This is a genomic window from Rahnella victoriana, assembly GCF_004330295.1.
GTDB classification, from domain to species: Bacteria; Pseudomonadota; Gammaproteobacteria; order Enterobacterales; family Enterobacteriaceae; genus Rahnella; species Rahnella victoriana.
Window position 1 is genome coordinate 188,033 of the sequence record NZ_SJOJ01000001.1, and the last position, 14,080, is coordinate 202,112.

Genomic DNA, 14,080 nt, shown 5'->3' on the forward strand with positions numbered 1-14,080 from the left:
ATCACATGCGTTCCTTTTTGTCAGTCACAAAACCTTGCCGGTCATAAAAGAGGGGCTTACAGCGCCTTCGGTTGCGTACGCAATGTTAACTGCGCCGCGAAATCCAGCATACGGTTCAGCGGGATCAGCGATTTCACGCGTAACGCTTCATCCACCTCAATCGCATGTTCCGCTCCGCCATGTTCCAGTCCTTCCGCAATGGCTTTCAGGCCGTTCATCGCCATCCACGGACAATGCGCACAGGTGCGGCAACTTGCGCCCTCGCCTGCCGTCGGCGCTTCGAACAATTCTTTGTCCGGGCACGCCTGCTGCATTTTGTAGAAAATGCCGCGGTCAGTCGCCACAATCAGTTGCTGGTGCGGCAGGGTTTTCGCCGCCTGAATCAGCTGACTGGTGGAACCCACGGCATCCGCCATATCCACGATCGCCTGAGGAGACTCAGGATGCACCAGAACAGCGGCGTTCGGGTACAAACCTTTCATTCGGGTCAGGGCCTGCGTTTTAAACTCGTCATGGACGATACAGGCGCCCTGCCAGCACAATACATCCGCCCCCGTCTGCTTACGGACGTAATTCCCAAGGTGGCGGTCCGGCGCCCAGATGATTTTTTCCCCCAGACTATCAAGGTGTTCAATCAGCTGCACCGCGATACTGGATGTCACTACCCAATCGGCTCTGGCTTTTACGGCCGCGGAGGTATTAGCGTAGACCACAACGGTGCGGTCGGGGTGCTGATCACAAAAATCTGAGAACGCCTGTTCAGGACAGCCCAGATCCAGTGAGCATTCCGCATTCAGGGTCGGCATCAGCACGGTTTTTTCCGGGCTGAGAATTTTGGCTGTTTCGCCCATGAAACGCACGCCCGCAACCAGCAAGGTCGAGGCAGGATGCTGACTGCCAAAACGCGCCATCTCGAGGGAATCCGCCACAATGCCCCCGGTTTCTTCGGCAAGCGCCTGAATCTCAGGATCGGTGTAGTAATGCGCCACCATCACAGCATCACGTTCCTTCAGCAGTTTTTTAATCTTCTCTTTATAGAAAGATTTTTCATCTGCATTCAGAACGGCGGGTTTCGGAGGGAAAGGATAAACCGCCGCATTCAGATCCAATGTTTCGCTCATACTCGTCATCTCATTCAGTCAGGCAGCATGCCCGGAAGGCCAGAAGCCACAACAAATTCCATCCGGAAATCTGTTGGTTTTGTATGCTAAACAAAATACCGCAAAATGTAGGGAAAGTCGTCCGGATATTAGCCATAAGGCTTAAAATGTTTACTGCACTTAAAAGAGATGAGATTGCGCCGGATTGTGAGAAAGGATTTTATCGCTGCGGGGATATTTTGGGGTTCAGATGCGAAAAAAGCGCCAAAAGGCGCTTTTCTCTGAATTCTGCAATTTAGATGGCTTCACTTAAAGTGGTGGGCCGTGCTGGATTGACTCGGTTTCACCTCGCCCTGCGGGCAACGCTTGCGCGTTGTCGTCTCGCTTCGCTCGGCTCGAACCCCTGGTTCTCATCCTGCACTGCTTCACTACATTTTCCACTTTAAAAGTGGTGGGCCGTGCTGGATTCGAACCAGCGACCAATTGATTAAAAGTCAACTGCTCTACCAACTGAGCTAACGGCCCATCTAAATGCTGGGTACTTGTGGCTTCACTAATTATTCAGGGCGCATCACTTTAAAAGTGGTGGGCCGTGCTGGATTGACTCGGTTTCACCTCGCCCTGCGGGCAACGCTTGCGCGTTGTCGTCTCGCTTCGCTCGGCTCGAACCCCTGGTTCTCATCCTGCACTGCTTCACTTCATTTTCCACTTTAAAAGTGGTGGGCCGTGCTGGATTCGAACCAGCGACCAATTGATTAAAAGTCAACTGCTCTACCAACTGAGCTAACGGCCCATCTAAATGCTGGGTACTTGTGGCTTCACTAATTATTCAGGGCGCATCACTTTAAAAGTGGTGAGCCGTGCTGGATTGACTCGGTTTCACCTCGCTCTGCGGGCAACGCTTGCGCGTTGTCGTCTCGCTTCGCTCGGCTCGAACCCCTGGTTCTCATCCTGCACTGCTTCACTTCATTTTCCACTTTAAAAGTGGTGGGCCGTGCTGGATTCGAACCAGCGACCAATTGATTAAAAGTCAACTGCTCTACCAACTGAGCTAACGGCCCTTCTAAACCTACTGCATATTGCCTAAATCTCTGACAGCGTTAGCCGTTTGGAGTTGTCTGGGCAACGGCGGCATATATTACTTATTTAACTTTTCAGTGCAACTTTAATTTTCAGAAAGAGTGCTAACTGATGGCGTTTCACACACTCAAGCCCAGAAAATGCACGATATGTACATTTTCCAGACCTGAATGAAGAACTACTTTGCAGATAAACGTTTTTGAGCTTGTTTTGCCGCATCGGTATTTGGGTACTGTTTTACGACCTGCGAGAAGACGGCTTTGGCTTTATCAGCCTGACCTTTCTCCTGCATGATCACCCCAACCTTGTACATCGCGTCAGAACTTTTTGGGGACTTAGGATAATTTTTCACCACAACTGCAAAATAATACGCAGCGTCGTCTTTTTTACCCTTGTTGTAATACAACTGTCCTAACCAGTAGTTGGCGTTAGGCTGATACGTTGAATCTGGATATTTTTTAACGAAACTCTGAAAAGCCGCAATGGCTTCATCATACTGTTTCTTTTCCAGCGCCAGTGAAACAGCAGCGTTGTAGTCGCTGTTCACATCGCCTGTGCTCGCAGGGGCTTGTGCAGCACCCGCATCAGGCGTTGTCGCAGCATCACCACCAGACGCATCACCGGTTGCTGCGGCAGCGCCCGTACTGGCGGCTCCGGCGGCACCCTGGCTAAGGCTGTCCATCTGGTTAAAGATCTGCTTCTGACGATCAGCAAGCTGACCCAACTGATACTGGTTCTCCTGGATTTGACCACGAAGCGTATCCATATCACGTTGGGAATCAGAAAGTTGCTGCTGGAGTTGAGTTAATAGCTGGCTGTGAGCGTTAGAAATACGCTCCAGAGAGGTGACCCGATCTTCAATCGAGCCTGAGCCGACATCACTGATTGGCGCTTGGGCAGTAGCGGCCCATGGGACCGCTACGCCAACCAGTAACGACAGACTCAACAGGTGAGTTCTGAAGTTACTGCTCATACTATTCTCTTAGTATACCAGTACGGCACGACGGTTTTTAGCGTAAGCCGCTTCGTCATGGCCCAGTACAGCTGGTTTTTCTTTACCGTAAGAAACGATAGAGATTTGGTCAGCAGAAACGCCTTTGCCTTGCAGGTACATTTTAACAGCAGTAGCACGACGTTCGCCCAGGGCGATGTTGTACTCTGGCGTACCACGTTCGTCAGCATGACCTTCTACAGTCACTTTGTAAGACGGGTTGCTACGCAGGAATGCTGCGTGCGCGTCTAACATCTGAGCGAATTCAGAAGACACATCGTATTTGTCCAGGCCAAAGTAAACGATGTTGTTTTTCTGCAGTTCTTGCATCTGCAGGCGAGCTTGCTCTTCTGAAGACATGTTAGCGTTTTCAGTGCCTGCGCCAGAGTTCAGACCCATACCAGATTGGTCGTTGTCTGCGTTCTTGTGAGAACTACAAGCAGCTACTGCCAGTACAGGCAATGCCAGCATCAGCCCTTTCAGCACTTTGTTCAGTTGCATCTATTCGATCCTTTTATAATTTTTTGCCATACATAGTTTTTCTATGCATTACAGATACGGCGACCAGGCAGGAAATTTGACCTGTCCATCAGTTGCCGGAAGACGCGCTTTGAAGCGCCCATCAGTCGATACCAACTGCAACACGGAACCCAGTCCCTGAGAGGAGCTGTAAATTACCATTGTGCCATTTGGTGCGAGGCTAGGCGTTTCATCCAGGAACGTGTCCGTCAATGTTTGAACGGCTCCCGTTGCCAGATCTTGTTTAGCGATGTGCTGTGTACTGCTGGCGCTGCTCACCATCACCAGGAACTTGCCGTCAGTGCTGACGTCAGAGTCCTGATTTTGCGAGCCTTCCCAGGTCAGACGCTGAGGCGCACCGCCATTAATATTGACTTTATAAACCTGTGGACGACCGCCCTGATCCGACGTGAAGGCCAGATTCTGGCTGTCCGGGTACCAGGTTGGTTCGGTGTTGTTGCTGCGTCCGTTTGTCACCTGACTGATCTGACCGGAAGCCAGATTCATCACGTACAGGTTCAGGCTGCCGTCTTTAGACAAGGCGAAGGCCAGTTTGCTGCCATCAGGTGAGAATGCCGGGGCACCGTTGTGGCGTGGGAAAGAAGCAATCTGTTTGATTGCGCCGTTTGCCAGCGTCTGCACAACCAGTGCTGAACGACCGCTTTCAAAGGTGACGTAAGCCAGTTTGCTGCCATCCGGAGACCAGGCTGGAGACATCAGAGGCTCAGGGGAACGGTGAACCACGAACTGGTTGTAACCGTCGTAATCCGCCACGCGCAGTTCATACGGGAATTTGCCGCCGTTGGTCTGCACGATATACGCGATACGGGTGCGGAATGCGCCTTTAATACCGGTCAGTTTTTCGAAGACTTCGTCACTGGCGGTATGGGCGGAATAACGCAACCATTGTTTGGTCACTTTATACTGGTTTTGTGCCAGTACGGTGCCCGGCGCGCCAGAGGTGTCTACCAGCTGGTAAGAGACCACATAGCTGCCATCGGCGGCAGGCTGAACCTGGCCGATCACAACGGCATCGATACCCAGCGCGGTCCAGGCTGCAGGAGTGACTTCTGCGGCTGAGGTTGGCTGCTGAGGCATACGGGATGCATCAATAGGATTGAATTTACCGCTGTTACGTAAGTCAGCAGCAACGATACCACCCACATCTTCAGGTGGTGTACCCGGGCCAGCCCATTTGAATGGCACAACGCCAATCGGGCGAGCTGTGTCTACCCCTTGGGTAATTTCAATGCGAACTTCTGCATGTACTACAGATGCCCACATCATCAAAAGGCCGAACGCTACTCGAAATGCCTGCTTCATTGTATCTCCCTTATCTGGACGTATCTGCCCGCGATAATTTAGCAGAATTTTAACAAACCAACGCACACAAAACTAGAATTACACCCTGCAAACCATCGTAAAAATCTGAAAAGTTATCATTTTCATCTTTTATTGAGGTTTGAAATCTATCGGAGCATTTTTAAACACTTCATAGACTGCTTCAGAAGGCGGTTTAGGGAACTTCGCCTGTCGGGCGGCGGCAAGCGCAGCCTGACAAAGTGCAGGATCCCCACCTTCAGCCGACACACTGATTAATGAGCCGTCAGGGTTCATTTTAATGCGCAACGAACAGGTTTTACCTGCATAAGATGACGCGTCATAGAATCTGCTCTCGATGGCAGCCTGAATCTGGCTACCATAGTTCGCAATATCAGCACCGGATGCGCCCGCCTTTTTCTGAGTCCCCTTCCCTGACGGAGCAGAAGCGCCTCCACCTGTTGAGCCTTTCGGCGCATTTTTGGAGTCGGCCAGGCCATCAAATAAGTTATTCGCATCAGCCGCTTCCTTGGCAGCCGCAGCGGCGGCAGCCTTTTTATCTGCTGCCGCTTTCTTCGCGGCAGCAGCAGCTTCGGCTTTCTTCTCAGCAGCAGCGGCAGCTTTCGCATCAGCGGCGGCTTTGGCATCGGCATCAGCCTGGGCCTTCGCGTCAGCGGCGGCCTGAGCCTTCGCGTCAGCAGCAGCCTGCTTTTTGGCTTCTGCTGCCGCTTCTTTCTTAGCGTCAGCTTCAGCTTGTTTCTTCGCTGCGGCCGCAGCGGCAGCCGCTTCAGCCTCGGCTTGTTTTTTAGCATCCGCAGCGGCTTTTTTCTGTGCATCAGCCTGCGCTTTTGCAGCTTCTTTTGCCGCATCCGCTTTGGCCTGGGCCGCTGCTTTTGCCGCTTCCGCCTTGGCCTGCGCCGCGGCAGCTTCGGCCTGTTTCTGCTGTTCTTTCGCCTGCTCGGCGGCCTGTTCAGCTTGTTTCTGCTGCTGGGCCTGTTCCTGAGCCTGCTGCTTCGCATCTTCCTGCGCTTGCAGACGCTCTTTCTCAAGTTCTTTCAGGCGCTGCTGTTCTGCGGCCTGTTTCTGTTGCAGCTCTTCAGCCTGTTGCTCTGATTTTTTCTGACGCGCTGCGGCAGCACGTTGGGAATCAGCCTGTTGCTGTTGCTGACGGTTGTACTGATCGACCACCGCACTGGGATCAACCATTACGGCGGAGATATCGCTACCGCCACCGCCGCCACTCATGCTGGTATCTTCGTCCAGCGATCCCCAAATCAACAGGGCTATAATGATGATATGCAGAACGACCGAAACAATAACGGCGCGTTTGAGCTTATCGTTTTGTTCAGTTGCAGTTGCCTTTACCAAAATAGATTTCCCAAGACAGGATTACTAAAAACCCGGTTTCCTGCAGCCCTGTCGTACTCTTTTAGCAAGCCAGAAAATGCCGGGTTTCAAATAAGTGTTACAAATTACCTATCCTCAGATAGGTTGTGTCATCAATCCGACAGACTTCACGCCAGCCTGATGCAGCATGTTCAGCGCCTTGATGATTTCATCATAAGGCACATCTTTCGCGCCACCGATCAGGAATACCGTCTTCGGATTGGCCTGAATACGGCTGGTCGCTTCTGCGATAACCTGCTGTTCAGGCAGCTGTTCCATACGCTGATGATCCACCACAATGGTGTATTGACCGACGCCAGACACTTCAACAATCACTGGCGGGTTATCATCGCTGGATACCGTTTTAGAATCGGTTGCGTCAGGCAGATCGACTTCCACACTCTGGGTAATAATGGGTGCTGTTGCCATAAAAATCAGTAACAGAACCAGCAATACGTCCAGCAGCGGAACGATGTTGATCTCAGACTTACCTTCGCGACGGTTACGACGACCTCGTGAACGAGCCATACTCTCCCCCTTTAGTTACTGCTGGTTTCGCGAGAGAAAGCCTGACGGTGCAGGATAGCCGTGAATTCTTCCATGAAGTTATCGTAGTTTTGCTCAAGCTTGTTCACACGCTGATTCAGGCGGTTGTACGCCATAACAGCAGGGATAGCGGCAAACAGACCGATCGCGGTGGCGATCAGTGCTTCTGCGATACCCGGAGCAACCATTTGCAGCGTTGCCTGTTTCACAGAACCTAAACCGATAAAGGCGTGCATGATCCCCCAGACTGTCCCGAACAGACCGATATACGGGCTGATAGAACCGACAGTGCCAAGGAACGGAATGTGTGTTTCCAGTGATTCGAGTTCACGGTTAAAAGAGATACGCATCGCACGCGAAGACCCTTCAATCACGGCTTCAGGCGCATGGCTGTTAGCACGATGAAGACGGGCAAACTCTTTAAAACCGGAATGGAAAATTTGCTCTGCCCCGCTCAGGGTTTCGCGGCGGCCCTGGCTTTCCTGATACAGACGGGAAAGCTCAATACCGGACCAGAATTTATCTTCGAACGCTTCTGCCTCGCGGGTGGCGGCATTCAGCACCTTCGTGCGTTGAATGATGATCGCCCAGGACGCGATAGAGAAGCACACCAGGACAAGCATAATCAGCTTGACCAGGATGCTGGCCTTCAAAAATAAATCAAGAATGTTCATGTCAGTCACTGCTTAAACTCCGCGACAATAGACTTAGGAAGCGCTCGGGGCTTCATTTGGTGTGGATCAATGCATGCGATCAACACTTCTGCATAACTCAGAAGGTTTCCATGCGAATCAAGAATTCGTTGTGCAAAAGTAAGAGAAGCTCCGCGAATGGACGTAATCTCACTCTGAACATCCAGCAGGTCATCTAAGCGAGCTGGTGCAAAGTATTCGACCGTCATGCGGCGGACAGCAAAAGCGACATGTTCTCCCAGCAACTGCTGCTGGTGAAAATTGCGTTGGCGCAACATCTCTGTGCGAGCCCTTTCAAAAAAGGCGACGTATCGGGCATGGTAGACCACGCCTCCCGCGTCTGTGTCTTCGTAGTAGACACGAACCGGCCATCGGAACAACGAATTACTCACTGTACATCCCGTAATGCAATTTGACGGCACTACTATACGCAAGAGAATTGGGGTTGGGAATGGGTAGCATTGCTGGAATGAAAATAATTATGGGCCGCAGCGGCCCATAAGAAAATTACTGTAAATCTGTGTCTTTATTCAGCTAAAAAAGTACAGAAGACCCGCAGCCAGCGCAATCATTGCAAGCAAAGGTGAAAAGAATGCCTTCCAGATTGTGCGCTGTGGGCGAAATCCGAGACCGTGGATCACGCCGCTGCAGACGGCCCAAATCAGAATGATCCCATGCCAGACTTCCAGCTGACTGGTCGATGAAGCAAACATGCCCGGTTTCCAGAACACGCAGCCCGCCATGACCAGTGACATCACAAGGGAAAGGGCCCGCAAGGGGCCCTTGTCTGTGATGGCGTAAAGTTTATCCGCGATCACACTCATTATTACTTCTCTTCTTTCGCCGCTTTATTGGCTTCGCTGTGTTCAAACGCCAGCGCGGTAATGATACCGAATGAGCAAGCCAGTAAGGTGCCGAGGATCCAGGCAAAATACCACATGGTGTTCTCCTTAATACAACGAATGCTTGTTGTTCTCGATGTAGTGTTTATCGAGGCGCCCGAACATCTTGTAATACGCCCATGAGGTGTAAATCAGGATGATTGGCACAAAGATGCAGGCTACAACGGTCATCACTCTCAGCGTCAGCAGTGTGGATGTCGCATCCCACATGGTGAGGCTGGCATTCGGTTCAGTGATGGAAGGCATCACGAACGGGAACATTGTGATACCAGCCGTCAGGATCACACAGGCGATAGTCAGTGAGTTACTGATAAACGCCAGTGCCGCTTTATTCATGCGTGAGAACAGAATGGTCAGCAGCGGCAGGATCACGCCCAGTGCAGGGATTGCCCACAGACCCGGCATCTTATTGTAGTTAGCCAGCCATGCACCGGCTTCATGAGAAACCGTTTTGCGCAGCGGGTTAGACGGGCCAGCGTGATCCATCACGGAGGTCACGGTGAAACCATCAATCCCTTTCACTAACCAGATACCTGCCAGCAGGAAGCACACCATCATCACCAGCGCAGAAATCTGCGACGCGGTGCGGGTACGCAGGTGCAGTTCACCCACAGTACGCATTTGCAGATAGGTCGCGCCCTGAGTAATCAGCATGGTCAGGCTGACCAGACCGGCCAGAATGCCGTACGGGTTCAGCAGGCCAAACAGGTTGCCGGTGTAGAACAGACGCAGGTCACCGTCGATATGGAACGGCACACCCAGCAGCAGGTTACCGAAGGCCACACCGAAGACCAGAGCCGGTACGAAGCTCCCGATGAAAATGCCCCAGTCCCACATGCCACGCCAGCGCGCGCTTTCCAGTTTTGAACGGTAGTCAAAGCCCAGCGGACGGAAGAACAAGGCGCACAGCACCAGCACCATCGCGGCATAGAAGCCGGAGAATGCCGCCGCGTAAACCATCGGCCAGGCAGCGAACAAGGCGCCACCGGCGGTGATCAGCCAGACCTGGTTACCGTCCCAGTGCGGGGCGATGGCGTTGATCATCACACGGCGGTCAGTATCGGTTTTCCCGATAATGCGCACCAGAATGCCCACGCCCATATCAAATCCATCGGTGACCGCGAAGCCGATAAACAGCACGCCAATCAGCACCCACCAGATGAACCGTAAAACTTCATAATCAAACATAAGTGGACTCCCTATTACCGAGCTTGCTCAAGTGGCGCTGAAGTTTGTTCATAATGATAACGACCCGTTTTCAGGCTGCTTGGCCCCAGGCGCGCATATTTGAACATCAGGAACATTTCAGCGACCAGGAACAGGGTATACAGGCCGCAGATGAGGATCATCGACGACAGTACATCACCCACTGTCAGTGAAGAGTGCGCAACCGCAGTCGGTAACACTTCACCAATCGCCCAGGGCTGACGACCATATTCGGCCACGAACCAGCCCGCTTCGACAGCAATCCACGGCAATGGCAGACCGATGAATACCGCACGGTGCAGCCAGCGTTTCTGACCAATCTTGCCGCGCAGCACGGTGTAGAAGGACAACGCGATCAGAACGAACATCAGGATGCCGCAGGCCACCATGATACGGAAGGCGAAGTACAGCGGCAGAACGCGCGGGATAGAATCTTTGGTGGCTTTCTGAATCTGTGCGTCAGTCGCACCCGCCGGGTTGTCGGTATAGCGTTTAAGCAACATACCGTAGCCCAGATCCTGTTTGCTGTTTTCGAAATCACTGCGGACTTTCGGGTCAGTGTTGCCCGAACGCAGTTCTTCCAGCAGGGTGTAGGCTTTCATACCGTTACGGATACGGACTTCGTGTTGCGCCATCAGGTCTTTCAGACCGGTCACCGGCGTATCCACAGAACGGGTCGCAATCAGACCCAGCAGGTAAGGAATTTGAATCGAGTATTCATTTTCCATTTTGTCCTGATTTGGCATGCCGAACAGCGTGAAGCTGGCAGGCGCCGGTTGGGTATCCCACTCGGCTTCGATGGCAGCCAGTTTGGTTTTCTGCACGTCACCCATTTCGTAACCGGATTCATCACCCAGAACGATAACGGAGAGCACCGCAGCCAGACCAAAGCTTGCTGCGATAGCAAATGAACGCTTGGCAAAGCCAACGTCACGGCCTTTGAGCAGGTAGTAAGAGCTGATAGCCAGAATGAACATCGCGCCAGTCACATAACCGGACGCTACGGTGTGAACGAATTTAACCTGCGCAACCGGGTTCAGAACCAGCTCGGAGAAGCTGACCATTTCCATACGCATGGTTTCGTAGTTGAAGGTCGATGCAATCGGGTTTTGCATCCAGCCGTTCGCCACCAGGATCCACAATGCTGACAGGTTTGAGCCAAGGGCCACAAACCAGGTCACCGTCATGTGCTGAACTTTAGACAGGCGGTCCCAGCCAAAGAAGAACAGACCGACTAACGTGGATTCCAGGAAGAACGCCATCAAACCTTCGATCGCCAGCGGCGCACCGAAGATGTCTCCCACGTAATGTGAGAAATATGACCAGTTAGTCCCGAACTGGAATTCCATGGTTAAACCGGTAGCAACACCCAGCGCAAAGTTAATTGCGAAGAGTTTGCCCCAGAATTTGGTCATATCTTTATAGATTTGTTTGCCGGAAAGCACATAAACCGTTTCCATAATTGCCAGTAAAAACGCCATACCCAGCGTTAATGGGACAAATAGGAAATGGTACATGGCTGTTAAAGCAAACTGTAAACGCGACAGTTCAACGATATCAAACATCTTGACCCCTTGCTCCTCGGAGGAAGACCCCAAATTGCGATCTTTGACGAACCGGTTGCCGGAACGCCTCATGACTACCAGTATTCAAATGTGTGTAGAACAGAAATGTCAGCGTTCAGTTTGCGTAAAGCCGTCGACCAGACATTCTGAGCCCGGAAAAAGCGCGAGCAGCGGGCCTGTAACAGGCTGATGAACGGGCAAAATCACGGGGAAAAGTAAACATACAAAAAACGGATGTTACAGGACCAATATGTTACGCCAGTAATCCCACACATTAAATAGGTTTTTTAGTGACCCAAAGCGGATTTCCGTGTACAGGTCAATTTAAGACCAAAACAGCAAAAAAGCCTGTAATTGATCTGCCGCAATTTAAGCCTATCTCCTTGTTTATTTCTATAATATCCACATCAATTTCTGAAAAAATATTTCAGGATGTTAACCGTTGGTTTCACTGAGCTTTAATGGTGGCCTTATTGTTAATTAATTGTGTTTTTATAGTTGTCACTAATATCCAATTTGCTACCTTCTAAAACCCAATTATTAACCTTTTATTTCCAATGAACCTATCGTGCTGTGTTAATAAATATAGCTCAATTCAGCGAATGTTAAATATTTAGCTTAAAATAAAAAAGGCCACCCGAAGGTGGCCAACATGTCGAATCTTTTTCTTTTATAAACAGTCTTCACCCGCACCGAATTTCGCCGGTGCGGGAGGGTAAAACTTATTGCGGAAGCAATGATTTCACGGCTTCGCCGATATCGGCCAGGCTGCGAACGGTTTTCACACCCGCCGCTTCCAGCGCAGCGAATTTATCGTCAGCGGTACCTTTACCACCGGCAATGATGGCGCCTGCGTGGCCCATACGTTTGCCTTTTGGCGCAGTCACACCCGCGATATAACCCACAACCGGTTTGGTCACATGGGCTTTGATGTAGGCCGCCGCTTCTTCTTCCGCGTTACCGCCGATTTCACCGATCATCACGATCACTTCAGTCTGTGGATCTTCCTGGAACAGTTTCAGGATATCGATGAAGTTAGAGCCCGGGATCGGGTCGCCGCCGATACCGACGCAGGTAGACTGGCCGTAGCCGTAGTCGGTGGTCTGCTTAACGGCTTCATAGGTCAGCGTACCGGAACGGGAAACGATACCCACTTTGCCCGGCAGATGAATGTGACCCGGCATGATGCCGATTTTGCATTCGCCCGGGGTGATCACGCCCGGACAGTTTGGCCCGATCATCACCGCATCGCTTTGATCCAGTTTCACTTTAACCACCAGCATATCCAGCGTCGGGATGCCTTCAGTGATACAGATGATCAGTTTGATGCCTGCATCCAGCGCTTCCAGAATGGAATCTTTACAGAACGGAGCCGGAACATAAATCACAGACGCGGTAGCGCCGGTGGTTTCAACCGCTTCACGTACGGTATTGAACACTGGCAGACCCAGATGTTCAGTGCCGCCTTTGCCCGGCGTGACGCCGCCGACCATTTTGGTACCGTAAGCAATGGCTTGTTCGGAGTGGAAAGTCCCCTGGCTACCGGTGAAACCCTGGCAGATAACTTTGGTGTTCTTGTTGATTAAAATCGACATTATTTCCCCTCCACTGCCGCGACAACTTGTTGAGCCGCATTCGTCAGGCTGGTCGCTGCAATGATGTTCAAACCGCTGTCTGCCAGTTTTTTGGCACCCAGCTCAGCATTGTTACCTTCAAGACGCACCACAACCGGCACGCTGACGCCCACTTCTTCCACCGCACCGATGATACCGTCGGCGATCAGATCGCAACGTACGATACCGCCGAAGATGTTGACGAAGACGGCTTTCACTTTTTCATCAGACAGGATGATTTTGAAGGCTTCGGTCACACGTTCTTTGGTTGCGCCACCGCCAACATCCAGGAAGTTAGCCGGTTCGCCACCGTGCAGTTTCACGATGTCCATGGTACCCATTGCCAGACCGGCACCGTTCACCATGCAACCGATGTTACCGTCGAGGGCAACGTAGTTCAGTTCCCACTGCGCTGCCTGAGACTCACGGGCATCTTCCTGGCTGTAATCGCGCATTTCACGCAATTCTGGCTGACGGAACAAGGCGTTGCCGTCCGCACCCAGTTTGCCGTCGAGGCAGATCAGGTCACCAGCGGTAGTCACTACCAGCGGGTTGATTTCGATCAGCGCCAGATCGCGCTCAAGGAAGATGTTCGCCAGACCCATGAAGATCTTAGTGAACTGCTGAACCTGCTTACCGGTCAGACCCAGTTTGAAAGCCAGTTCGCGACCCTGATACGGCTGCGGGCCTGCCAGCGGATCCAGTGCCACTTTGTGGATCAGGTGTGGCGTTTCTTCTGCCACTTTCTCAATTTCCACGCCGCCTTCTGTAGACGCCATGAACACCACGCGGCGGGAGCTGCGATCAACGACCGCGCCGAGATACAGTTCTTTATCAATGTCAGTCGCGGATTCAACCAGGATCTGGTTAACCGGCTGGCCACCGGCGTCTGTCTGGTAAGTCACCAGACGTTTGCCCAGCCAGTGCTCAGCAAAAGCGCGGATCTCTTCTTTGCTTTTCACCACTTTCACGCCACCCGCTTTACCGCGGCCACCGGCATGAACCTGACATTTCACCACCCACGGACCGGCACCGATTTTCGATGCAGCCTCTTCCGCTTCACGCGGGGTGGAACAGGCGAAGCCTGTTGGTGCTGGCAGGCCGTAGCGCAGGAAAAGCTGTTTCGCCTGATACTCGTGTAAATTCATGATGTTCTATCC

14 protein-coding genes, 3 tRNA genes and 3 other RNA genes are annotated in these 14,080 nt (G+C 52.0%); all 20 read right to left on the reverse strand.

All coding sequences use genetic code 11. From position 1 onward, the window contains the following. Positions 1-56: 56 nt before the first annotated feature. Positions 57-1,121 carry a quinolinate synthase NadA gene (gene nadA / locus EYY67_RS00925; RefSeq protein WP_131692626.1) on the reverse strand — a complete coding sequence of 355 codons (1,065 nt, stop codon included), beginning with the start codon at positions 1,119-1,121 and terminating at the stop codon, positions 57-59. A gap of 294 nt (positions 1,122-1,415) precedes the next feature. Further along, a non-coding RNA gene (locus EYY67_RS00930) (RtT sRNA) lies at positions 1,416-1,535 on the reverse strand. 14 nt (positions 1,536-1,549) lie between these two features. Then, positions 1,550-1,625: transfer RNA gene (locus EYY67_RS00935), tRNA-Lys, on the reverse strand. A 58-nt stretch (positions 1,626-1,683) separates the two neighbouring features. Continuing rightward, positions 1,684-1,803, reverse strand: a non-coding RNA gene (locus tag EYY67_RS00940) — RtT sRNA. A gap of 14 nt (positions 1,804-1,817) precedes the next feature. Next, positions 1,818-1,893: transfer RNA gene (locus EYY67_RS00945), tRNA-Lys, on the reverse strand. Positions 1,894-1,951: 58 nt separating this feature from the next. Then, a non-coding RNA gene (locus EYY67_RS00950) (RtT sRNA) lies at positions 1,952-2,071 on the reverse strand. Between the two features lie 14 nt (positions 2,072-2,085). After that, a tRNA-Lys gene (locus tag EYY67_RS00955) sits at positions 2,086-2,161 on the reverse strand. 197 nt (positions 2,162-2,358) lie between these two features. Continuing rightward, complete coding sequence (gene cpoB / locus EYY67_RS00960) at positions 2,359-3,153, reverse strand: cell division protein CpoB (protein WP_095921215.1); 795 nt, start codon at positions 3,151-3,153, stop codon at positions 2,359-2,361. 9 nt (positions 3,154-3,162) lie between these two features. Then, positions 3,163-3,672: a peptidoglycan-associated lipoprotein Pal gene (gene pal, locus EYY67_RS00965; RefSeq protein ID WP_095921214.1), complete on the reverse strand. Its 510-nt coding sequence runs from the start codon at positions 3,670-3,672 to the stop codon at positions 3,163-3,165. 48 nt (positions 3,673-3,720) lie between these two features. After that, positions 3,721-5,013 (reverse strand): Tol-Pal system beta propeller repeat protein TolB, encoded by a 1,293-nt coding sequence (tolB, locus tag EYY67_RS00970; RefSeq protein WP_131692627.1) that lies wholly within the window; start codon positions 5,011-5,013, stop codon positions 3,721-3,723. Between the two features lie 129 nt (positions 5,014-5,142). Then, positions 5,143-6,378, reverse strand: a complete 1,236-nt coding sequence (tolA, locus tag EYY67_RS00975) for a cell envelope integrity protein TolA (protein WP_131692628.1) — start codon at positions 6,376-6,378, stop codon at positions 5,143-5,145. A 114-nt stretch (positions 6,379-6,492) separates the two neighbouring features. Next, positions 6,493-6,924, reverse strand: a complete 432-nt coding sequence (gene tolR, locus EYY67_RS00980) for a colicin uptake protein TolR (protein ID WP_013576429.1) — start codon at positions 6,922-6,924, stop codon at positions 6,493-6,495. Between the two features lie 11 nt (positions 6,925-6,935). Further along, a complete protein-coding gene (tolQ, locus tag EYY67_RS00985) occupies positions 6,936-7,625 on the reverse strand; it encodes a Tol-Pal system protein TolQ (protein WP_013576430.1) in 690 nt (229 codons plus the stop codon). Beyond that, positions 7,622-8,026, reverse strand: a complete 405-nt coding sequence (ybgC, locus tag EYY67_RS00990; RefSeq protein ID WP_131692629.1) for a tol-pal system-associated acyl-CoA thioesterase — start codon at positions 8,024-8,026, stop codon at positions 7,622-7,624. Before ybgC ends, tolQ begins: the two co-directional genes overlap by 4 nt. A 138-nt stretch (positions 8,027-8,164) precedes the next feature. Further along, positions 8,165-8,458, reverse strand: coding sequence for a cyd operon protein YbgE (gene ybgE, locus EYY67_RS00995; RefSeq protein WP_095921210.1), 294 nt, complete (start codon positions 8,456-8,458; stop codon positions 8,165-8,167). Positions 8,459-8,460: 2 nt separating this feature from the next. Then, positions 8,461-8,574 (reverse strand): cytochrome bd-I oxidase subunit CydX, encoded by a 114-nt coding sequence (gene cydX, locus EYY67_RS01000; RefSeq protein ID WP_013576433.1) that lies wholly within the window; start codon positions 8,572-8,574, stop codon positions 8,461-8,463. Positions 8,575-8,584: 10 nt separating this feature from the next. Next, positions 8,585-9,724, reverse strand: coding sequence for a cytochrome d ubiquinol oxidase subunit II (gene cydB, locus EYY67_RS01005; RefSeq protein ID WP_095921209.1), 1,140 nt, complete (start codon positions 9,722-9,724; stop codon positions 8,585-8,587). Between the two features lie 14 nt (positions 9,725-9,738). Further along, complete coding sequence (cydA, locus tag EYY67_RS01010) at positions 9,739-11,307, reverse strand: cytochrome ubiquinol oxidase subunit I (RefSeq protein ID WP_119826602.1); 1,569 nt, start codon at positions 11,305-11,307, stop codon at positions 9,739-9,741. A 722-nt stretch (positions 11,308-12,029) separates the two neighbouring features. Next, positions 12,030-12,902 (reverse strand): succinate--CoA ligase subunit alpha, encoded by an 873-nt coding sequence (gene sucD, locus EYY67_RS01015; RefSeq protein WP_095921207.1) that lies wholly within the window; start codon positions 12,900-12,902, stop codon positions 12,030-12,032. Continuing rightward, the gene (sucC, locus tag EYY67_RS01020; RefSeq protein WP_095921206.1) at positions 12,902-14,068 is read right to left on the reverse strand and encodes an ADP-forming succinate--CoA ligase subunit beta; all 1,167 of its coding nucleotides are present in this window, start codon (positions 14,066-14,068) and stop codon (positions 12,902-12,904) included. The genes sucD and sucC overlap by 1 nt, the downstream gene beginning before the upstream one ends. Between the last annotated feature and the right edge of the window lie 12 nt (positions 14,069-14,080).